General features: G+C 65.3%; 17 protein-coding genes. 8 read left to right on the top strand and 9 right to left on the bottom strand.

The window, feature by feature from the left end:
* Positions 1-146: 146 nt before the first annotated feature.
* Together WI560_RS23650 and WI560_RS23645 are read right to left on the bottom strand one after the other, a co-directional pair.
* Positions 147-1544: a tyrosine-type recombinase/integrase gene (locus WI560_RS23650; protein WP_375305082.1), complete on the bottom strand. Its 1398-nt coding sequence runs from the start codon at positions 1542-1544 to the stop codon at positions 147-149.
* A gap of 933 nt (positions 1545-2477) precedes the next feature.
* Positions 2478-2846, bottom strand: a complete 369-nt coding sequence (locus WI560_RS23645; RefSeq protein WP_375305081.1) for a hypothetical protein — start codon at positions 2844-2846, stop codon at positions 2478-2480.
* Positions 2847-3144: 298 nt separating this feature from the next.
* Between WI560_RS23645 and bamA the strand changes: the two genes are divergently transcribed.
* Positions 3145-5667 (top strand): outer membrane protein assembly factor BamA, encoded by a 2523-nt coding sequence (gene bamA, locus WI560_RS23640; protein ID WP_375305080.1) that lies wholly within the window; start codon positions 3145-3147, stop codon positions 5665-5667.
* Here the strand turns inward: bamA and WI560_RS23635 are convergent.
* The 6 genes from WI560_RS23635 to WI560_RS23610 form a co-directional block, all read right to left on the bottom strand.
* Complete coding sequence (locus tag WI560_RS23635) at positions 5664-6890, bottom strand: Zn-dependent hydrolase (protein ID WP_375305079.1); 1227 nt, start codon at positions 6888-6890, stop codon at positions 5664-5666. The genes bamA and WI560_RS23635 overlap by 4 nt on opposite strands.
* Positions 6883-7668 (bottom strand): ABC transporter ATP-binding protein, encoded by a 786-nt coding sequence (locus WI560_RS23630; protein WP_375305078.1) that lies wholly within the window; start codon positions 7666-7668, stop codon positions 6883-6885. The genes WI560_RS23635 and WI560_RS23630 overlap by 8 nt, the downstream gene beginning before the upstream one ends.
* Positions 7665-8438 (bottom strand): ABC transporter permease, encoded by a 774-nt coding sequence (locus tag WI560_RS23625; RefSeq protein ID WP_375305077.1) that lies wholly within the window; start codon positions 8436-8438, stop codon positions 7665-7667. The genes WI560_RS23630 and WI560_RS23625 overlap by 4 nt, the downstream gene beginning before the upstream one ends.
* 72 nt (positions 8439-8510) lie before the next feature.
* Positions 8511-9455 carry an ABC transporter substrate-binding protein gene (locus WI560_RS23620; protein ID WP_375305076.1) on the bottom strand — a complete coding sequence of 315 codons (945 nt, stop codon included), beginning with the start codon at positions 9453-9455 and terminating at the stop codon, positions 8511-8513.
* 106 nt (positions 9456-9561) lie between these two features.
* Positions 9562-10290, bottom strand: coding sequence for a histidine utilization repressor (gene hutC / locus WI560_RS23615; protein ID WP_375305075.1), 729 nt, complete (start codon positions 10288-10290; stop codon positions 9562-9564).
* Complete coding sequence (locus WI560_RS23610; protein ID WP_375305074.1) at positions 10287-11645, bottom strand: formimidoylglutamate deiminase; 1359 nt, start codon at positions 11643-11645, stop codon at positions 10287-10289. Before WI560_RS23610 ends, hutC begins: the two co-directional genes overlap by 4 nt.
* A gap of 104 nt (positions 11646-11749) precedes the next feature.
* Here WI560_RS23610 and hutI point away from each other — a divergent pair, with 104 nt between their 5' ends.
* The 3 genes from hutI to hutU are packed head-to-tail and all read left to right on the top strand — an operon-like array spanning position 11750 to position 16199.
* Positions 11750-12964, top strand: coding sequence for an imidazolonepropionase (hutI, locus tag WI560_RS23605; RefSeq protein WP_375305073.1), 1215 nt, complete (start codon positions 11750-11752; stop codon positions 12962-12964).
* Positions 12961-14532, top strand: coding sequence for a histidine ammonia-lyase (hutH, locus tag WI560_RS23600; protein WP_375305072.1), 1572 nt, complete (start codon positions 12961-12963; stop codon positions 14530-14532). Before hutI ends, hutH begins: the two co-directional genes overlap by 4 nt.
* A complete protein-coding gene (hutU, locus tag WI560_RS23595; RefSeq protein WP_375305071.1) occupies positions 14529-16199 on the top strand; it encodes a urocanate hydratase in 1671 nt (556 codons plus the stop codon). The genes hutH and hutU overlap by 4 nt, the downstream gene beginning before the upstream one ends.
* Here the strand turns inward: hutU and WI560_RS23590 are convergent, their stop codons facing one another.
* Positions 16200-16820 carry a TetR/AcrR family transcriptional regulator gene (locus WI560_RS23590; RefSeq protein ID WP_257195249.1) on the bottom strand — a complete coding sequence of 207 codons (621 nt, stop codon included), beginning with the start codon at positions 16818-16820 and terminating at the stop codon, positions 16200-16202.
* A 255-nt stretch (positions 16821-17075) separates the two neighbouring features.
* On the opposite strand from WI560_RS23590, the gene WI560_RS23585 reads away from it, so the two are divergent.
* The 4 genes from WI560_RS23585 to WI560_RS23570 are packed head-to-tail and all read left to right on the top strand — an operon-like array spanning position 17076 to position 22103.
* Positions 17076-17936, top strand: a complete 861-nt coding sequence (locus WI560_RS23585) for an FAD binding domain-containing protein (RefSeq protein WP_375305070.1) — start codon at positions 17076-17078, stop codon at positions 17934-17936.
* Positions 17933-18457 (top strand): (2Fe-2S)-binding protein, encoded by a 525-nt coding sequence (locus WI560_RS23580; RefSeq protein WP_375305069.1) that lies wholly within the window; start codon positions 17933-17935, stop codon positions 18455-18457. Before WI560_RS23585 ends, WI560_RS23580 begins: the two co-directional genes overlap by 4 nt.
* Positions 18454-20829 carry a xanthine dehydrogenase family protein molybdopterin-binding subunit gene (locus WI560_RS23575; RefSeq protein ID WP_375305068.1) on the top strand — a complete coding sequence of 792 codons (2376 nt, stop codon included), beginning with the start codon at positions 18454-18456 and terminating at the stop codon, positions 20827-20829. Before WI560_RS23580 ends, WI560_RS23575 begins: the two co-directional genes overlap by 4 nt.
* A 32-nt stretch (positions 20830-20861) precedes the next feature.
* The gene (locus tag WI560_RS23570) at positions 20862-22103 is read left to right on the top strand and encodes an ABC transporter substrate-binding protein (RefSeq protein WP_375305067.1); all 1242 of its coding nucleotides are present in this window, start codon (positions 20862-20864) and stop codon (positions 22101-22103) included.
* Positions 22104-22113 lie beyond the last annotated feature (10 nt).

Raw genomic sequence — 22113 nt, 5'->3', positions numbered from 1 at the left:
CTTTTTGAATTGGACAATCTCCGCGCCCGTGTGCTGGAGGCGGAGCGTCGCGCGAGGTTGGCCGCTGGTAGGCGTGCGCGAATGCCTCGTAAGCCGCCAGCAGCCGCTCGTGTATCTGCGGCCGCTTGAGCGCGGCCCGCGACCATTCACGCCGCCCGGCTCAACCCGACCGGCTCTCCGATGATCCGCCGCAGCTCAGCCGCGACGCCGTCGAGCACGGCGCGCTTTTCCTTCATCCGCTTGGAGTGATTGTAGACCCTGCCGGTGACGGTCGGCACGACCACGTCGGTCTTGCTCGTCGCCGCATGGTCCAGACATTTGGCAATCCAAGCATCGTGGAAGCCGAGATCACCGGCCAAGGTCGCCGCCGTCCGGCGCAGATCGTGCGGCGTGAACGGCTTCAAGCCAAGCAGCTCGCACAGGCCGGGCGTCTTAGTCTTGCCCTTGCATTTCTCGTTCATGGTGCCGCGTAGCGCGTCGGCCATCGCCTTGCGGTGGAGCGGCTGGCCCGGATAGACCGGGCTCTCGAACACGAAGTGCTGATCCTCGCTGGTCAGCGCTTGCCTAATGATCTCGACCGCGAGCGATGATAGCGGCTGCTGAATGGTCCTACGCTTTTTGACCCGCTTTAGTGGCACGTCAAAGCGGGGATTGGCGCCGTCGAGGTCGAATAGCTCATCGCGATGGGCGCCGAGCATTTCACGTGGCCGCAGCATGGTGACCAGCTCGAACTTCAGCGCCAGCCGGGTGCGCCGGTCCCAGGGCAGATTATCGCGGTCGAGACCATGCCAGAAAATCCTGATCTCATCCTCGGACAGCACGCGGGTGCGCGGGTGTTCGGCATCAAGCTTGGGCAGGTTGACGCATGGGCTGGCGGTGACGTAGTCGCGGCCTGCTTCCGCCGCCCAGTTGAATAGGCCCGATGCGGCTTTGCGCATGTGGCGCGCGTTGCTGACCGAGGGCTTGCCGAACTTGCCCGCGACAATGTCATTGGAGAGGGTGGCGATGTCCTGTTTGGTAACGTCGCTGGCCAGAGTCTTGCCCAGCCGGGGACTGAGGAAGCGGCGCAGATGGCTGGCGGTGTTTTCCCAAGCTTCCAGCCGGGGCCGCATCTCGCCGTCCGCCTTGAGAACCGGGGTCTTCATCCACGCGATGCGCTCGGCGATGACCTCGTCGACAGTCTTACCGCGCTTGGTCAGCAGTGCCTTGGTCTGGCGCAGCTGTTCGGCCAGCGCAGCCGGGGCAAGGGCCTTCAGCGCGTAGACCTTGCTGCGGGCGTCCTCGACCGTGAAGGTCTCCGGATTGTAGACGCCGAGCACGGTCGAGCGCTGCTTGCCGGTGGTCGGGTCGGTGAATTTGTAATTGAAAGTCGCGATGCCGGCTGGAATGATGCTGACATAGAGGCCCCGGCATTTGCGATCGTAAATCTTGGTGCGCTCGGTGACGCGCTTCTGGCAGGTGCGGTCGGTGAGGATGGTGCTGGCGCGGCGGGGGCGCTTGGCAACTGATGCATTTGCAACAGTTTGCTCGATATCGGTCGTCATGTGCTTTGGCTCCTGCTTGGACTAGGGCCCGGCCTTAGAATTGGCAAAACCCGCAGTGCCGCCCGATCAACAGCCTAGACAGAAGAGGCTGTTTTCATAGGGTTTTCTTAGTTTCTGCTAGTTTCACCTAACCCAAAAATAGAGACGTGTGGTCCTGGCCGTCGTTGCTACGGTCAAGCCGGATCGAAGATGTGCGCGAGCCCAACCGGGCGGACGGCATCGCCAATTCGAACCGCGAGGGAGGCCAGAAGGAAAGCTCGGCTCCCGGGAGAGCACGGCATAAGCCGTCCGACCACCGCGCAGGGAAGGCCGAGTGATCGGCACCACCTGTATGCTGCTGTGCGGTTCTTCTGCGTGTGCATTTTGCGCAGCGGACCGCGGGTGCGTTGTCAGCACCCGGCCTTCCCTGCGCCCTCTTGGCTGAGAGGGTGAAGACGTAAGCAAAGCTCGGGCAAATGTGAGCCGCGAGGCTGATGAGTCATGTCTGTCACCACACCCTCACTGTCATCGCCCGGCCAGTGCGCAATTGCGCACGAGGACCGGGCGATCCAGTATCCAGAGGCCCTCATGATTGAACCGAGAAGCCGCGGTGTACTGGATTCCCCGCCTTCGCGGGGAATGACAGTAGTGATTGGGAACCAGCTATCGCCTCACACTCCGTCATTGCGAGCGCAGCGAAGCAATCCAGAGTCTTTCCGCGGAGGCAGTCTGGATTGCTTCGCTGCGCTCGCAATGACGGGGAGAGAGCAGGTGCGCAACACTCCGCTCTCGTGCCCCGGACGCAGCGCAGCGGCCGGCGATGCGAAGCATCGTCCGGTACGGTGCGCTGCTGAGCCGGGGCCTATGTCGCCGCATCGCGCCGTGTCGCCCTGGGTCCCGGCTCTGCGCCGCAACGCTCGCGCGTTGCAGCCTGTCCGGACACGAGAGATCGACTTACCACGAAATCGGAATCCGCTGCGCAAATCCACCCAAGTCCGAGTCGGGGCTCAGCGGCTGCCGGTCGAGGGGCCGGTTGTTGTTGCCGCGTGCGGACGAGGCGCCGGGCGGGAAGGCATAGTCGGTGAACTTGCGCTCGCCGGGGAGCACCTCGGTCCCGCCGTCAAGCCACGATCGCTTGCTGACATAGATGCGCGTGCGCGGACCGGACTGGTAGGATCGATTGGGGCCGCGCGGGCCGTACTCGTAAACCGCATCCTGGGTCGCCCGCGGCGGCTCGCGCTTGCCGGCGGTGGCGGGATGAGCGGCCAGGGTCGAGGCGAGGAGGACGGCCAGCATTGCTCTGGTCGTGACAAGCGCGTTCATCGGACAACATCCTGTGCGAGTTCCTGATACGGCCGCCTCTCGCACCGGCTTAAATGACTGTAAAGAATCCCGGCGTTGCGCGATGTTGCTGTGCCTCTGCATGGGCAGGGCGCCGGCGCGGCAGCTTCGAGGCGGATCGGTCGCCGCGCACAGTGTGCGCGGTCATCGCGGCCGCGGCGCCGACGCTGCTGATCGTCCAATCAAATTCAACGACCGGCAACAAATCAGAAATCTTCAGGCCACACCGCGGCCACAGCTGTCTCGTCTCAGAGCAGGCGAGGTTTTGTTGAGGTGTGGAATGTCGTTTTTGCGGGCCTGGCTGATCGTCGTGGCGACGAGTGCTGTATCGATTGCAAGCTCACTTCCGCTTGCGCTGTTGCCACAGCCCGCGGCCGCGCAGGCGATGCAGGCGATCGTCGTCGAAGGCAATCGCCGCGTGGAGACCGAGACGGTTCGCTCCTATTTCAAGCCCGGCCCGGGCGGGCGTCTCGATCAATCCGCCCTCGACGACGGGCTCAAGGCGCTGATCGCGACCGGCCTGTTCCAGGACGTGAAGATCAATCAGGCCAGCGGCCGCATCGTGGTGTCGGTGGTCGAGAATGCCGTGATCGGCCGCATCGCCTTCGAGGGCAACAAGAAGATCAAGGACGAGCAGCTCTCGGTGGAGATCCAGTCCAAGCCGCGCGGGACCTTTTCGCGGGCCCTGGTGCAGTCCGACACGCTGCGCATCGCCGAGATCTATCGGCGCTCCGGCCGTTACGACGTCCGCGTCACGCCCGAGGTCATCGAGCAGCCGAACAACCGCGTCGACCTCATCTTCACGGTCGAGGAGGGTGCAAAGACTTCGGTCAAGTCGGTCGAGTTCGTCGGCAACAGCGCGTTCTCGGCCTCGCGCCTGCGCGACGTCATAAAGACGCATGAGAGCAACCTGCTCAGCTTCCTCGGCACCAACGACGTCTACGATCCCGATCGCGTCGAGGCCGACCGCGACCTGATCCGCCGCTTCTACCTCAAGAACGGCTATGCCGACGTCCAGGTCGTGGCCGCGCTCACCGAATACGATCCGGAGAAGAAGGGCTTTCTGGTGACCTTCAAGATCGAGGAAGGTGCTCAATATCGCATCGGCTCCGTCGACTTCCGCTCCAGCATTGCCAACTTCGACGCGGCCTCGCTCCGCACCTATTCGCGCGTCAGCGCCGGCTCGCTCTACAACGTCGAGCTGGTCGAGAAGTCGACCGAAGAGATGCAGATCGAGGCCTCACGCCGCGGCTATGCTTTTGCAATGGTCCGTCCCGGCGGTGATCGCAATTTCGAGGGGCACACCGTCTCAGTCGTGTTCAATGTCGACGAAGGCCCGCGGACCTATATCGAGCGCATCAACCTGCGCGGCAACACGCGCACGCGCGACTACGTGATCCGCCGCGAGTTCGACCTCTCGGAAGGGGACGCCTACAACCGCGCGCTGGTCGACCGCGCCGAGCGACGGCTGAAGAACCTCGACTACTTCAAGAGCGTCAAGATCGTCACCGAGCCCGGCTCCTCGAGCGATCGCGTGATCCTGATCGTCGACATGGAGGAGAAATCGACCGGCGATTTCTCGGTCTCGGGCGGCTATTCCACCACCGACGGAGCGCTGGCGGAGGTCTCGATCTCCGAGCGCAACCTGCTCGGCCGCGGACTCTATGCCAAGGCATCGGTCAGCTACGGCCAATACTCGCGGGGCATATCATTGTCGTTCGTCGAGCCCTATCTGCTCGACTACCGGCTGGCGCTTGGATTCGACACCTATTGGAAGGAGCAGAAGGCGAACAGCTATACGAGCTACGGGGTGACGACCCTCGGTTTCTCCCCCCGCATCGGGCTGGCCTTGCGCGAGGATCTCTCCCTGCAGCTGCGCTATTCGCTCTACCAGCAGAGCATCTCGCTTGCCAGCGCCTACAACAATTGCAACAACAACGCCTCGAACGCCTCGAACGCCTCGCTGGCTTATAATCCGACGCCGGCCTACATCCAGAACGTCCTGGGCGGCGTGGATCCGACCAATTCCACGGATTCCGGCGTCTACGGCTACGGCTGCTACGGCGACGGCGAGTCGAGCCTGCCGGTTCGAAAGGAGCTGGCGAACGGCGCGGTCTGGACCTCGTCGCTCGGCTACACGCTGACCTACAACACGCTCGACAACACCAAGAACCCGAGGGACGGATTGCTGGTCGACCTCCGGCAGGATTTCGCCGGGGTCGGCGGCGACGTCACCTATCTGAAGACCGCGCTGGACACCAAATACTACACGCCGCTCGTCTCCGAGATCGTCAGCGTGATTCACCTCCAGGGCGGCCTGCTCAGCAAGCTCGGTGACCGGGATCTGCGCATGCTGGATCACTTCCAGATGGGACCGAACCTGGTGCGCGGCTTCGCCTCGAACGGCATCGGGCCGCGCGACATCACCTATTACAGTTTCGGCTCCAGCGGCGACGCGCTCGGCGGCACGAAATATTGGGGCGCGTCCGCGGAACTGCAGATGCCGTTCTGGTTCCTGCCCAAGGAAGTCGGCCTGAAGGGCGCGGTCTACGCCGATGCCGGATCGCTATGGGGTTATCAGGGACCGACCTGGTGGTCGGCCACGGGCGAAGTCAACACCAAGGCGTGCCCGACCTGCGGATTGCAATATGACGACAGCAGCACGGTGCGATCCTCCGTCGGCATCGGCCTGATCTGGGCCTCCCCGTTCGGACCGTTGCGCTTCGACTATGCCGTGCCGATCACGAAGGGCAAATACGACGTCGTGCAGGAGTTCAGGTTCGGCGGCGGGACGTCGTTCTAACCCGCCAGGATCCGCCGGCAGGCATCGACGAAGACCTCTGCGCCGGTGACGATATCGGCGTCGGCGGTGTTCTCGGTCCAGTGATGGCTGATGCCGCCGATCGATGGCACGAACAGCATGCCGGCGGGCATGACACTTGCCAGCATCTGCGCGTCATGGCCGGCGCCGCTGGGCATGCGAACGCATCGTCCACCGGCCATGGTCTTGCTGGCGGCTTCGATCGCATCCTGAAAGCCTGCGTTCATCATGGCGGGCGCGCCGGTGCGCAGCTTCTCGACGGTGACGGTGCACGGGCCGCGCGAGCTGGCATCATTCGCCATGGTCCGCAGCAGCTGCTCCAGCCTGGCGATCACGGCCGGATCGTCGTCGCGGATCTGGAACAGCATCTCGGCGCCGCCAGGAATGATGCTCGGCGCGCCCGGATCGAGCGCAATCCGCCCGGTGGTCCAGACCGTGCGCGGACCGCAGGCGGCCGGAAAACGTTCGTCGATTGCGACGCAGAATTTGGCGAGCGCCAGCCCCGCATCCTTGCGCACCGCCATGCGCGTGGTGCCGGCGTGGTTCTGCTCGCCGGTGAAGTTGATGCGGTACTGCCAGATGCCGACGATGGACGTCACGATTCCGATCGCGAGCTTGCCGCTTTCGAGCGTGTCGCCCTGCTCGATGTGAGCTTCCAGATACCCAACATGCCGTCCCGGTTCGGCGGTGATGCGCGGGCGTCCCGCGAGGCCCATGTCGGCAAGCGCTTCGCGCATGGTGCGGCCGCTGGTGCGGTCGCTCGCGGCGTCGATGTCGGCCTCGGTGACCTGTCCGACATAGGAGCGGGAGCCGAGAAAATGGCCGAAATGCCCTTCCTCGTCGCACCAGGCGGCGACTTCCACCGCGCCATTGAAGGAAGGATCGGTGTTCAGCACGCGCGCAGCTTCCAGCGCGTAGACGACGCCGAGCGGCCCGTCGAGCCAGCCGGCGTAATTCTGGCTTTCCAGATGCGAGCCTGCCAGCAGCTTCGGCCCGGGCTTGGCGCTGGTGCCGAAGACATTGCCGATGCCGTCCACGGCCGCGGAGAGATTGGCCTCTGGCAGCTTCTGCACGAGCCATTCCAGCGAAAGCCTGTGCGGCTCGGAGAAGGTCGGCTTGTGCACGCCAGTCTTGTAGGCGCCAAAGGCGCGCAGCGCATGGAGGTCGGCAAGCACGCGATGTCCGTCGGCGCGAGTGTCAGGCATGTTCGGCAACCCTAAGCGCTTCGGTGCGGATCTCCTCGACCAGCCGTTCCTTGAGCTGGACGAATTCCGGCGTCGTCTTGATCTTGTAGGAGCGCGGATGCGGCAGGTCCACATCGATTTCGGCCTTGATGCGGCCGGGGCGCGCGCTCATGACGATGACGCGGCTGCCGAGGAAGATCGCTTCCTCGATGTCGTGGGTCACGAACAGCACCGTTTTCTGGTCGCGTTCCCAGATCCCCAGCAGCATCTCCTGCATCAAGGCGCGGGTCTGGTTGTCGAGTGCGCCGAACGGCTCGTCGAGCAGCAGGATCTTGGGATCGTTGGCGAGCGCCCGCGCGATCGCCGTGCGCTGCTGCATGCCGCCGGAGAGCTGCTTCGGCCAATGATTCTCGAAGCCGGACAGCCCGACCTGGCGGATGAAGGCATCGGCGATCCTGTGGCGCTCCGCTTCGGACACGCCGCGCTCGCGCAGGCCGAAGGCGATGTTCTCGCGCACGGTGAGCCAGGGAAACAGCGTGTAGGACTGGAACACCATGCCGCGATCGGCGCCCGGGCCTGTCACCTCGCGCCCGTCGAGCGTGACGCGCCCGCTGGTCGGGCGATCGAGACCGGCGACGATGCGCAGCAGGGTGGACTTGCCGCAGCCGGAGGGGCCGAGGATGGTGACGAAGTCGTTGGTGCCGATGACGAGGTCGGTCGGCTCCAGCGCCCTGGTCGGCGCGTTGCCGTGGCGCGCCGGGAAGGTGCGCGAGACCTGCTCGATCTTGAGGATCGTCATGCGAGCCTCCACGGAAACAGCCAGGCGTTGAAGGCCTTGAACAAGAAGTCCGAGAGCAGGCCGATCAGCCCGATCACGATGATGCCGAAGATGATCTGGCCGGTGTTGAGCAGGGCCTGGCTGTCGGTGATCATGTGGCCGATGCCGGAGGATGAGCCGATCAGCTCGGCAACGATGACATAGGTCCAGGCCCAGCCCAGCACCAGCCGCAGGATCTCGGCGATCTCGGGCGCGGAGGAGGGCAGCAGCACGCGGCGGATGATGCCGCGATCGCCGGCGCCCAGCGTATAGGCGGCCTCGACCAGATCGCGCCGCGTCGCGCCGACGGTCACGGCAACCATCAGGATGACCTGGAACACCGAGCCGATGAAGATGACGAGCAGCTTCTGCAATTCGCCGATTCCGGCCCACAGGATCAGCAGCGGGATGAAGGCGGAGGCGGGCAAATAGCGGGCGAAGGAGACGAACGGCTCGAGGAAGGCTTCGACCGGCTTGTAGGCCCCCATCAGCACGCCGAGCGGCACCGCGATGATCGCGGCGAGCGCAAAGCCGCCGACGACGCGCCAGATCGTCATGCCGATGTCGTAGACGAAGCCCTGCTTGGCGAGGAGGTCATAGCCCTCCTGCACCATGGTGAGGGGATTGGCGAGGAAGGTCTTCGAGACATAGCCGCCGAGCGTCGCCCATGACCACAGGGCAACGAACAGCACGAAGAACGCAAGGCCATAGGCCACGCGCTGCTTCGATGTAACAGGGTCCAGGGGACGCATCGACGATTATCCGGGCGGTGAACGGATCTGCCGGCCCCGCCGCGAGACGGGGCCGGCAGATCCTGAAGCGACTTACTTGATGAAGCTGGCGTCGTAGAGGTCCTCGACCTTCGGCGCGGCCTTGATGATGCCGATCTCGAGCAGAAGCTCGGCGGCCTCCTTGTTGAAGGTCAGGAAGTCGCCGGCGAAGAACTTCTGGTTGGCGGCCTTGTCCTGCCAGCGCAGATACTTCGCCGAATTGCCGAACTGCTCGCCGGTCTGCTTCACGTCGGCGCCCATGATCTCATAGGACTTGGCCTGGTCCTTGGCGATCATGTCGAGTGCCTCGAAATAGCTGTCGGCGAGCGCCTTGGCGGCCTTGGGATTGTCCGTCAGGAACTTCGGGGTGCAGCCGAAGGTGTCCATGACCATCGGATAGTCCAACGTGGTGGCGATGATCTTGCCCTTGTCGGGAGCGGCGCGCACCGTCGACAGGTAGGGCTCATAGGTCATCGCGGCGTCGTTCTGGCCGGAGACGAAGGCCTGTGCGGCCGCGGCCGGCTCCAGGTTCACGACGGTGACGTCCTTCACCGACAGGCCGTTTTTCTTGAGCATCCAGGCCAGCGCGAAATAGGGCGAGGTGCCGGGCGCGGAGGCGGCGACGGTCTTGCCCTTCAGGTCCTTGATCGCGGCGACGCCGTTGCGCACGGCCATGCCGTCGGCACCGTAGCTCTTGTCGAGCTGGAAGATCTGCTTGGTGGCAACACCGTTGGCGTTCCAGGAGATCCAGGTCTCGACAGTCGTCGCCGCGCACTGGATGTCGCCCGAAGCGATGGCAAGATGGCGGTCCTTCTGCGGAATCTTCTTGATGGTGACGTCGAGGCCGTTCTTCTTGAAGATGCCGGCCTCCTTCGCCAACGTCAGCGGCGCAAAGCCGGTCCATCCGGAGATGCCGACGCCGACCTTGACGTCGTCGGCGAGCACGGGAGTTGTGGCCGTGAGAGCAATGATTGTCGCAAATATCGTCGAATTACGCATGATTGTCGTCCTCTGCCGATCGGTGGATTGACGTCCTGTTGATCTTCATGTCGGCCCCTATGGGCCGTTGCTCGAAGCGTTGCACGATTTGTGCCGACATATCCCCTCAGCCTCCCTTGAATCGCGCGACAAGGCGGTGAGAGTCACCGGGATAGAGCAGGCGCACGGCGGTGATCGTGCGCGCGCTGCGCCAGGTGTAGCGGTCGATCACCAGACAGGGCGCGCCGACGGCGATCGCGAGCGCGTCCGCCATATGATCGTCGGCAATGATGGCGCTGATCGTGTGCTCGGCCTCCGTCCACGGGACGTGGTGAAGCAGCCACGAGCCGGGCGGCTCGCGCGAGAAATCCGCAGTCGCGGCGTCCGGCACGGACGACAGGTCGATCAGCCGGTCCTCGACGGCGAACGGCACGTTGTCGGCGCTGTGCCGGCAGGTGACCGCAACCACCTTGCCGGCCTTCTTGACGCCGAGACGATCACGGTCGGCAGCGGTCGCGGCGCGCAGCTTGCGGTGGATCAGCTCATAGCCGTAAGCGCGCCCCAGCGCGGTGATCTCGGCGCGGATGTCGGCGATCTTGAGCACCGCCGACATGTGCTGCGGCCGGCGCACGAATGAGCCGGCGCGCCGCCGCCGCTCGATCAGATCTGCCTGCGCGAGCTCCGACAGCGCCTTGTTCACGGTCATGCGCGAACAGCCGTAACGCGCCACCAGCTCGTGCTCGAAGGGAATGCGATGGCCGGGCGGCCATTCGCCGGTCAGGATGCGCCTTTCGATGTCGGCGCGGATGCGCTTGTAGAGTGTCGGCTTGTCGGCGGCATCGGTGGCGAGGCTCATGCAACCAGCCTCCGCACCGCCGCGTTGAAGCGCTCGCGCGCCGCCTGACGCAGCCTGTGCCGCCCGCCCTCGACAACCTTCTCGCCGCCGGCCCAAACGCAGTCGATCGCGCCGCTGCCGGCGGCAAAGATCCAGCCGTCGATCGCGGCATCGCCCTGGCGTCCCGCCAGCGATGGATGCGCAGTGTCGAGGGTGACGATGTCAGCGCGCGCACCGGGCGTGAGGCCGGCTGTCGATTGCGCCAGCGCCTGTGATCCGCCCGCGAGCGCATGGTCGAACAGTGCGCGTCCGGTCGAGCGGCCGGCGCCGGCGGAAAGCACGTTGCGTTCGCGGTGCTTGAGCCGCTGGCCGTATTCGAGCTGACGCAATTCGTCGGCGACGCCGACGAGCACGTTGGAATCGGTGCCGATACCGAATGCGCCGCGAGCAGCAAGAAATTCGCGGGCGGGAAAGATGCCATCGCCAAGACTGGCTTCGGTGATCGGGCAGAGCCCCGCGACCGCGCCGGTCGCCGCGAACGCGCTGACTTCGTCATTCGTCATGTGGGTCGCGTGAATGAGGCACCAGCGCCGGTCCAGCGGCGCGTGCTGCAGCAGCCATTGCACGGGACGCCGGCCCGACCAGGCCAGGCAATCCTCGACCTCCCTGACTTGCTCGGCGGCGTGGATATGCACCGGTCCGCCGTCAGCCAGCGGAATGATCGCGGTAAGCTCTTCCGGCGTCACCGCACGCAAACTGTGCGGCGCGATGCCGATGTTGGCGCCGGGCAACGTGCTGATCGCCTTGCGCGACGCCGTCATCAGCGCCGCGTACTGATCGACCGAGCAGACGAAGCGGCGCTGGCCGGCCTGCGGCGCGGCGCCGCCGAAGGAGCCGTGCGCATAGAAACTCGGCAGCAGCGTCAGCGCAATGCTCGATGCCTCGGCAGCCTCTGCGATCCGCGCGGCCATCTCGGCAATATCGGAATAGGGAGAGCCGTCGCGGTCGTGGTGCAGATAATGGAATTCGCCGACGCGGGTAAAACCGCGCTCCAGCATCTCGACATAAAGCAGCGTCGCAACTGAAACGACGTCGTCCGGCGTCATTGCGAGGGCGAAGCGGTACATCGTCTCGCGCCAGGTCCAGAACGTATCGGTGCTGTCGCCGCGCAGCTCGGCAAGGCCCGCCATGCCGCGCTGGAAGGCGTGGCTGTGCAGGCTCGCCAATCCCGGAAGCGCAATGGCGTGGCGCTCGTCGCCGGCGGCAGGCGGCACGCCCGCGGTCACCGCCGCGATCGCGCCGGCGGTGATCACCACCTGCACGTCATTGGCCCAGCCCGAGGGCAGGAGCGCGGAGGCGAAATGCAGTCGGGTCATGATTGATTACACGCCGGCTGGACAGAACCGCCTTACGATTATATGTCTAGACATATAAGTCAAGCATCCCAGGGGCGCAGGGACATCCGCGAAGGGACCGTTGCATGGCAGAGCGCTTCGACCGGATCTGGCACAATGCCCGACTCGCCACGATGCGGGCCGACCGTCCTGATCTCGGCGAGATCGAGCGCGGTGTCATCGCCGCGCGCGGCGGCCGTATCGTCTACGCCGGTGCGGCGACGGACTTTCCCGCGGATGCGGATGCGAACGAGCGGATCGACTGCGAGGGGCGCTGGATCACGCCCGGCCTCGTCGATTGCCACACCCATCTCGTCTATGGGGGCAACCGCGCGCACGAGTTCGAGCTGCGCCTGAAAGGTGCGAGCTACGAGGAGATCGCGCGCGCCGGCGGCGGCATCGTCTCCACGGTGGCGGCGACGCGGAAGGCGAGCGAGGCAGATCTCGTCGCGAGCGCGCTGCCGCGGCTCGATGCGTTGATTGGCGAGGGCGCCACCACCGTCGAGATCAAATCCGGCTATGGCCTCGATACCGAGACCGAGATGCGGCAATTGGCGGCCGCGCGCGGCCTCGGTCGCCAGCGGCCGGTTGCGATCCGCACGTCCTTTCTCGGCGCGCATGCATTGCCGGTCGAGGCGGACGGTGACAAGGATCGCTACATCGATCTCGTCTGCAAACAGATGCTTCCTGCCGTTGCGAAGGCTGGCCTCGCCGACGCTGTCGACGCCTTCATGGAAGGCATCGCATTTTCGGCGGAGCAGACGGCGCTTGTGTTCGAGACCGCGAGAGCGCTTGGGCTCCCGGTCAAGCTCCACGCCGACCAATTGTCGAACCTCGGCGGCGCGGCACTCGCTGCAAGATTCTCGGCGCTGTCGGCCGACCATTTGGAGCATACCGACGAAGCCGGCGCCGCCGCGATGGCGAAGGCCGGTACGGTCGCGGTGCTGCTGCCCGGTGCGTTCTACTTCATTCGCGAGACGCAGAAGCCGCCGGTCGAGGCTTTTCGCAAACATGGCGTGCCCATGGCGCTCGCGACCGATTGCAATCCCGGCAGCTCGCCGCTGACCTCGCTGCTGCTCACCATGAACATGGGCGCGACGTTGTTCCGGATGAATGTGGCCGAGTGCCTTGCCGGGATCACCCGCGAGGGCGCGCGTGCACTCGGCGTGCTCGATGAGACTGGCACGCTGGAAGCCGGCAAGTGGTGCGATCTCGCGATCTGGGACGTCGAGCGGCCCGCCGAGCTCGTCTACCGCATCGGCTTCAATCCGCTGCATCGCCGGGTATGGAGGGGCCAGTGACGGAGCAGGGCGCAGCGATCGTCGTCACGCCGGGAACGGTCAGCCTCACCGATCTCGCGGGCGTGCTTGCGGGTGCTCCTGTCGTGCTCGACCCGTCGTTCTGGCCGCGCGTGGAGGCAGCTGCCGAGATCGTCGCAAAGGCCGCGCAAGCCGCTGCGCCGGTCTACGGCATCAACACCGGGTTCGGGAAGCTCGCCTCGAAGCGCATTCCGCCCGACCAGACCGCGCTGCTCCAGCGCAACCTGATCGTGTCGCATTGCTGCGGCGTCGGCCAGCCCACACCCGAACCGATCGTTCGCCTGATGATGGCACTGAAGATCGTCTCGCTCGGCCGTGGCGCCTCCGGTGTACGCCGCGCGGTGATCGAGCAGCTGCAGGCCATGATGGCGCGGAGCGTCACTCCGCTGGTGCCGCAGCAGGGCTCGGTCGGCGCCTCCGGCGATCTCGCCCCGCTCGCGCATATGACGGCGGTGATGATCGGCGAGGGACAGGCCATCGTTGACGGACAAGTCGTGCCGGGCCGCGAGGCGCTGGCATCCGCTGGCCTCGTGCCGCTGACGCTCGGCCCCAAGGAGGGCCTGGCGCTGATCAACGGCACGCAATTCTCGACCGCCTATGCCGTCTCCGGCGTCCTACGCGCCTTCGGCCTGGCACGCGCCGCGCTCGTCACCGGCGCATTGTCGGTCGATGCGGCGATGGCGTCGACGGCGCCGTTCCGTCCCGAAATTCAGGCGCTGCGCGGCCATGCCGGCCAGATCGCCGCGGCCACCACGCTGACTGCACTGCTCGACGGCAGCGACATCCGCCTGTCGCATCTCGAAGGTGACGAGCGCGTGCAGGACCCCTATTGCCTGCGTTGCCAGCCGCAGGTCGCGGGCGCCGCGCTCGATCTGATCGCGCAGGCCGCGCGCACGCTGATCGTCGAGGCCAATGCCGTCACCGACAATCCGCTGGTGCTGGTCGAGACCGGCGAGATCGTCTCCGGCGGCAACTTCCACGCCGAGCCGGTGGCGTTCGCCGCCGATGCCATCGCACTGGCGCTGTCGGAGATCGGCGCCATCAGCGAACGGCGCATTGCAACACTGGTCGATCCCACGCTCAATTTCGGCCTGCCGCCGTTCCTCACTCCTGATCCCGGCATCAATTCCGGCTTCATGATCGCCGAGGTGACGGCCGCCGCACTCTATGCCGAGAACAAGCAACGCGCAGCTGCCTGCTCGATCGATTCGACGCCGACCAGCGCCAACCAGGAAGACCACGTCTCGATGGCGGCGCACGCGGCGCGGCGGCTGTCCGACATGGCCGACAATCTCGCCGCCATCCTCGGCATCGAGCTTCTGGTCGCCGCCCAAGGCATCACGCTGCGCGCGCCGCATGCGACGAGCAGGCCGCTGGCTGCCGTCATCGCCGTATTGCGCGAGCAGGTGCCCGCGCTGGGTGCCGATCGCTACATGGCCGGTGATCTCGCCAAGGCCGCGGCGCTGGTCGAGGCCGACACTCTGCCCGCCACCGCGCTCACAGCGCTTCCATCCGATCCGTTTCCGAGACTTGATGAGAGGTCCGCATGAACCGCCGACTGGACAATGACCGCACCATCCGCGCGCCCCGCGGCAGCGAGATCAGCGCCAAGAGCTGGCTGACGGAAGCTCCCTTGCGCATGCTCATGAACAATCTCGATCCTGACGTCGCGGAACGCCCGAGCGAGCTGGTCGTCTATGGCGGCATCGGTCGCGCCGCGCGCGACTGGGAGAGTTTCGACCGGATCGTTGCGGCCCTGCGCAAGCTCGAAGCCGACCAGACGCTGCTGGTGCAATCCGGCAAGCCGGTCGGCGTGTTCCGCACTCATGCCGATGCGCCGCGGGTGCTGATCGCGAACTCCAACATCGTGCCGCATTGGGCGACGCTCGATCATTTCAACGAGCTCGATCGGAAGGGCCTGATGATGTACGGCCAGATGACGGCGGGCTCGTGGATCTATATCGGCAGCCAGGGCATCGTGCAGGGCACCTACGAGACCTTCGTCGAGGTCGGGCGACGCCATTATGGCGGCAGCCTGGCCGGCAAATGGATCCTCACCGCCGGCCTGGGCGGCATGGGCGGCGCGCAGCCGCTGGCCGCGACCATGGCCGGCGCGTCGATGCTCGCGGTTGAATGCCAGCCAAGCCGCATCGAGATGCGCCTGCGCACCGGCTATCTCGACCGCCAGGCCGCAAATCTCGACGACGCGCTGGCGATCATGGCGGATGCCGCGAAGACGAAGAAGGCAATCTCGGTCGGCCTGCTCGGCAATGCCGCGGAGATCTTCCCTGAGCTGGTGCGCCGCGGCGTCAAGCCTGACATCGTCACCGACCAGACCAGCGCGCATGATCCGATCAACGGGTACTTGCCGAAGGGCTGGACGCTCGCCCAGTGGGAAGCCAAGCGCGCGTCCGATCCGAAGGCGGTCGAGCGCGCCTCCAAGACCTCGATGGTCGAGCACGTCCAGGCCATGCTGGATTTCCACGCGCAGGGCATTCCGACGCTCGACTACGGCAACAATATCCGCCAGATGGCGCAGGACATGGGCCTGAAGAACGCGTTCGATTTCCCGGGCTTCGTGCCCGCCTATATCCGCCCTCTGTTCTGCCGCGGCGTCGGACCGTTCCGCTGGGCTGCGCTCTCGGGCGATCCCGAGGACATCTTCAAGACCGATGCCAAGGTCAAGGAGCTGATGCCGGATGACAAGCATCTGCACAATTGGCTCGACATGGCCAAGGCGCGCATCAAATTCCAGGGCCTGCCGGCGCGGATCTGCTGGGTTGGCCTTGGCGATCGTCACCGCCTTGGCCTTGCCTTCAACGAGATGGTGTCGCGCGGCGAGTTGAAAGCGCCGATCGTGATCGGCCGCGATCATCTCGACAGCGGCTCCGTCGCGAGTCCCAACCGCGAGACCGAGGCGATGAAGGACGGTTCGGATGCGGTGTCGGACTGGCCGCTGCTGAACGCGCTGCTCAATTGCGCCAGCGGTGCGACCTGGGTTTCGCTGCATCACGGCGGCGGAGTCGGCATCGGCTATTCGCAGCACGCCGGCATGGTGATCGTCGCCGACGGCACGCCAGAGGCTGCAAAGCGCATCGAACGCGTGCTGTGGAATGATCCCGCGAGCGGCGTCATGCGCCACGCCGACGCCGGTTACGACATCGCGATCGACTGCGCCCGCGACAAGGGCCTCGACCTACCGAGCCTTGCGAAGTAGCTAATCGCTCGCCAACAATTTCGGCATCGTCGTCTTGGCGCCGTCCATGAAGGTCTGGACCGCGTCGCGGACGATGGCGTCGAGATCGGATGGGATCGGCGTTTCGTAGATGAACTTGCGGATGGCGAGATAGAAGATGCGGCCGTGCAAGCCCCAAAACAGCTCAGTCTCGCGCTCACTCAATGAGTGAGCCTTCGCGTTGGGCAGCTTCAGGTCAAAGCGCAACTCGGCCGCCGCCGGCTCGATGATCTCGCGGCGGACGATGTCGAGATAGCGGCTGGTGATGCCGAACGATTTCATGCCGGAGAACACGAAGATCCGCACCCAGTTGTATTCGAACACCCGCTCGACATAGTCGAGATAGAAGCGCGTCAGCCGCGCTTCGAGCGAGAGTGAACGGTCGCGAATCATCGGGCCCCAGTCTGGTGACCAGCGGCTGAGATAGACCTCCTGGTATACCCGCTCGATCAACGCTTCCTTGCTGGGGAAGTGGCGATAGATCGCCGAATGCGTGATACCCATGCGCTTGGCCAGCTCGCGCGTCTGCCCTTCGAAACCATGCTCGGCGAAGAAGCGAATGGCCTCCTCCACGATCGCGCGCTCGCGGTCGGCCGCGCGCATGTTGCGACGCTTTGGCGCGGACTTGCTGCCTGTCTCGGTCCGCTTGCGAACCGGTCGCTTCGCCGTTTTCTGCGCTTTTCGGGCCATTTCGTCGCTGAATCAAACGTACCGCCGCCTTCATAACCCAAGCCGCCTTTGTGACCAAATGGTCATTTCCTGTTGACCGTCTCCGGGAGGCGTGTCAGGATTTTGAGACCAGATGGTTACAAATCTGGCATCCCGGCTGATGAGCCGAGGAATCTCGAGGAAACGGCAGTGAAGGCGAGGGCTTTCAGCTATTTTCGTGCTGCGACGATCGACCAGGCGCTGGATGCTCACGCACGCGCCGGCGACGATGCGCGCTACATTGCGGGCGGCCAGAGCCTCGTGCCGGCGCTGTCGCTGCGGCTGCAGGCGCCGCGGCTGCTCGTCGATATCACTCATATCGAAGAGCTGCGCGGCGTCAGGCGCGAAGGCGGCAGCTTGCGGATCGGCGCACTGACGCGCCATTGCGAAATGCTGAGCGAGCCGCTGATCGCCGAGTTCGCGCCGCTGTTGCATGCCGCCGCGCCCTTCGTCGCCCATCCCGCGATCCGCAACCGCGGCACCTTCGGCGGCAGCGTCGCACTCGCCGATCCCGCGTCCGAATTTCCGGCGATGACGCTGGCGCTCGACGCTGAGATCGAGATCGCCGGTCCCTCAGGCCGCCGGCGCGTCAAGGCCGACGATTTCTTCATCGACCTGTTCGAGACGGCGCTGCAGCCCGGAGAGCTCATCACCTCGATTCATGTCCCGCTGTTCAAGGCCGATCAGCGCTTTGCCTTCGACGAGCTGGCGCGGCGCCGCGGGGATTATGCGCTGGTCGGCTGCGGAATCATGGCAACGTGTCCGGGTGGCCGCATCGAGGACATTCGCATCTCGTTCTTCTCCGTCGGCAATACGCCGACCCGGGTGAAGGGGGCTGAACGTACCCTGATCGGTTCGCGTCTCGATGCGGAACGCATCACTGCGGCGCAAGGCGCGCTCGACGGCGATCTCGCGCCGCCGGACAGCGACGAGGTGCCGCCGGCGATGAGGCTGCATCTCGCCCGAGTGCTGCTGGGCCGCCTGCTCGGACGTCTTGGAGAGGGCGCATGAGCGGCTTCGACGAAACCCTGCTGGATGAGGCCGAGGCGACGGTGCGCGTGCGCTTCGTCGTCAACGGTCGCAAGGTGGCCTGCGATGTCGCACCGCGCGACACGCTGGTCGATTGCCTGCGCGACAAGCTCGAGCTGACCGGCACGCATGCCGGCTGCGAGATGGGCGCCTGCGGTGCTTGCCTGGTCCAGCTCGACGGCCGTGCTATCCATTCCTGCCTGATCTACGCGGTGCAGGCCGATGGCGCGAGGATCGACACCATCGAGGGACTGTCGGAGGGCGGTGTGCTCGCCGACCTTCAGGCCGAATTCCACCGCCGCAACGCGCTGCAGTGCGGCTTCTGCACGCCGGGCATGCTGATCAATGCGCAGGAGCTGCTGTCGCGGGTGGCAGAGCCGGGCCGTGGCGAGATCCGCGATGCGCTGTCGGGCAATTACTGCCGCTGCACCGGCTATGAGGCGATCGTCGATGCCATCGACGCTGTGGCGAAAGCGCGCAGCAAAGGCGGAGTTGCGACATGAGCGCGCCCCTGACCTCGCTCGACCGCCCGAACTCCTATATCGGCCGTTCCGTGCCGCGGCCGAACGCCAAGCGCTTGCTGGCTGGGCGCGGGCGCTATGTCAGCGACCTCAAGCTGCCGCGCATGCTCTACGCCGCGTTCCTTCGCAGCCCGCATGCGCACGCGAAGATCGTTGCGATCAAGACCGACGCGGCGCGCGCGGTCGAGGGCGTGCATCTCGTTGCGACTGGGGCCGACTTTGCCAGGATCTGCACGCCCTGGACTGGGACGCTCGACCATTTCAAAGGCATGACCTCTACGCCGCAATGGCCGTTGCCGCTCGATCGCGTGGTCTGGGCGGGGCAGGCAATGGTTGCCGTCGTCGCCGAGAGCCGGGCGATCGCCGAAGATGCGCTGGAGTTGATTGAGGTCGACTACGAGGACCTTCCCATCGTCGTCGACATCGACGGCGCGCGCAAGCCCGGCGGGCCGGTAATCAATCCGGGCAGCGCCAGTAACGTTTGCTTCCGCAGCCAGCTCGACAGCGGCACCGTGGACGACGCTTTTATGCATGCGGCCCATGTGGTGGAGGAAGAATTCACCTTCGGTCGCCACACGGCGGTGACGCTCGAGCCACGCGCGCTCGTCGCGGACTACGATCCGTCGGCGGGCTTGCTCACGGTGCATCACGGTACGCAGACGCCGTATCAGTTTCAGGACCTCTATTCGCGGCACTACAATATTCCAGAAGCCCGCGTCCGCGTTATCGCAACCGATATCGGCGGTTCCTTCGGCATGAAGCTGCATGTCTATAACGAGGACATGGCGGTAGTCGGCCTATCGATCCTGCTCGGCCGGCCCGTGAAATACGTCGCCGACCGCATGGAGTCCTTCGTCTCGGACATCCATGCCAGGGACCACCGCGTTCGAGCGCGGATGGCGCTCGACGCCAAGGGCGAAATCCTGGCGATGGACGTTGTGGACCTGACCGCGATCGGAGCGTTCTCGACCTATCCGCGCACCAGCGTGGTCGAAGGCAACCAGGTGATCCGCCTGATCGGCGCGCCCTACCGCTTGACGAACTATCGCGCCGCGCTGGAGGTGATCTTCCAGAACAAGGTGCAGACCAGCCAATATCGCGCCGTAGGTCATCCCATCGCCTGCGCGGTCACCGAGCGGCTGGTCGACATGGCAGCGAGCAAGATAGGGCTCGATGCCTTCGCCATCCGCGCGCTGAATGTCATCCCCGACGATGCCTATCCGCAGACCTCGCCGACCGGCTATCGCTTCGAGGCGCTGTCGCATCAGGCCTGTCTCAAGCGCCTGCACGAGATGATGAACTATGACAGACTGCGCGCCGAGCAGGCCGATTTGCGCAAGCGCGGCATCTATCGCGGCATCGGCATTGCGGCTTTCGTCGAGATCACCAATCCGAGCCCGGCTTTCTACGGGGTCGGCGGCGCGCGCATCTCCTCGCAGGATGGCGCCATCCTCAGCCTGACGCCGTCGGGCGAGGTTCGCTGCCTGATCTCGGTCACCGAGCAGGGGCAGGGCACGGAGGCGATCATCAGCCAGATCGTGGCGGACCAACTCGGTGTTGCTCAGGACCACGTCAGGGTGATTACCGGCGACACCGAGGTCACGCCGCATGGCGGCGCCACCTGGGCCTGCCGCGGTGCCGGCATCGGGGGCGAGACCGCGCTGCAGGCGACGCGCGTGCTCAAGCGCAACATCCTGGAGATCGCCGCGCTCATTCTCCAGGAGCAGCCGTCGGCGCTCGATATCATCGACGGCGAGGTCGTGGACGTTGCGACGGGCAAGCCGCGCCTGCCGATCGCCGAGATCGCGCGCATTGCCTATTTCCGGTCCGACACGTTGCCGCCGGGCGCGCAGGCGCAGCTCACCGTGAGCCACCATTTTGCCCCGCAGGGCTATCCCTTTGCCTTCACCAACGGTATCCAGGGCTGTCTCCTAGAGGTCGATGTCGACACCGGGCTCATCAAGCTCCTGAAGCATTTCATCGTCGAGGATTGCGGCCGCATCATCAATCCGATGCTGGTCGACGAGCAGCTCCGCGGGGGCATCGTGCAGGGGCTGGGCGCGGCGTTGTTCGAGGAGTGCCGCTACAGCGACACCGGCCAGCTCATGAACGGATCACTCGCCGACTACCTCGTGCCGATGCCGATGGAGATGCCGGACATCGTCATCGCCCATGTTGAGACGCCGACCGCCGACACCGTGCTCGGCGCCAAGGGTGTTGGCGAGGCCGGCACGGCAGCGGCCTCGGCTTGCGTGCTCAACGCCGTCAACGACGCGCTCGCGCCGTTCGATGCCACGATCAATTCGATTCCGATCACCCCTGCGAAAATCCTGAAAGCCCTGAAGCGCTTCTAGAACAGACAATTGAAAAGACATTGGAGGACATCATGCCCAGTTCCGTTTCGACCCCGAAGGTAACCCGCCGTACCGCACTCGCCGGCCTCTCGGCCGGCGCGGCTTTGCTCGCCATGCCCCGGATCGGCCGCGCCGCTGACGAGACCATCCGCATCGGCTTTCCGACGCCGCTCACCGGCCCATTTGCCGCGGAAGCGCGCGACCAGGTCAAGTGCGCCGAGCTCGCCGTCAAGCTCGTCAACGACAAGGGCGGCATCGGCGGCCGCAAGGTCGAGCTCCTGGTGCGCGACGACAAGCTCAACGCCGGTGAGGCCGCGACCCGCACCCTGGAGCTGATCGAGAAGGACAAGGTTCACGCCGTGGTCGGCGCGCTCTCGAGCGCGGTGCAACTCGCGGTCAACGAGGTCACCCGCGCCCGCGGCGTGATCTACGTCTCGATCAGCCAATCCGACACCATCAACGAAGCCAAGGATTTCAGCAAATTCACCTTCCACGAGGCGCTCAATCCGCACATGACGACCGCGGCGGTCGCGCGACAGACCCTGAAGAAGGGCATGAAGGTCGCCCATCTCGTCGCCGACTATGCTTACGGCCATGAGATGCTGCGCGGCTTCAAGCGCGCGCAAGCAGTGATCGGCGCCGATAGTGTCGGCGAGATCCTGCATCCGTTCGGCGCTGCCGACTATTCCACCTTCATGCCGCGCCTGATGTCGATGCGGCCTGACGTGCTGTGCGTCTCCAATTTTGGCCGCGACCAGGCCAATGCGATCAAGCAGGCGGTCGATTTCGGCGTCAAGCAGCAGATGAAGATCGTCGTGCCCGTGATCCTGCACAACCAGCGGCTCGCAGTTGGCCCCGACGTGTTCGAGGGCGTGGTCGGCGGCGCCAATTATTATTGGGGCCTGGAGGCGCAGAGCAAGTCGGCAGCGAGCTTCAACGCGGCATTCAAGGCAGCCAATGGCGGCGCGATCCCGACCGATTACGGGGCCTATGGCTATTCCGGCGTCGGCTCCTTGCTTGCCGCGATGCAGTCCGCCGGCGGCACCGACACCGACAAGGTGGTCGATGCCCTGGAGAAGCTGCAATATGATCTGACCAAGGGGCCTCAGCACTATCGCAAATGCGACCACCAGTCCGTGCAGTCGGTGCTGGTGCTGGAGTCCAAGAAGAAGTCGGCAATGGCTGGTGAGAACGACCTGTTCGCCGTTCTCGCCAACGAGGCCGGCTCCGATGACATGCTGCGCAGCTGCAGCGAGCTCGGCCACGCGACCTGAAGCCTGGCCG

Origin of the sequence: Bradyrhizobium sp. A11, from assembly GCF_042077125.1 — a bacterium.
GTDB classification, from domain to species: domain Bacteria; phylum Pseudomonadota; class Alphaproteobacteria; order Rhizobiales; family Xanthobacteraceae; genus Bradyrhizobium; species Bradyrhizobium japonicum_B.
Note: the sequence above shows the minus strand (reverse complement) of the source record. Positions and strands in the feature narration are given on the sequence as shown.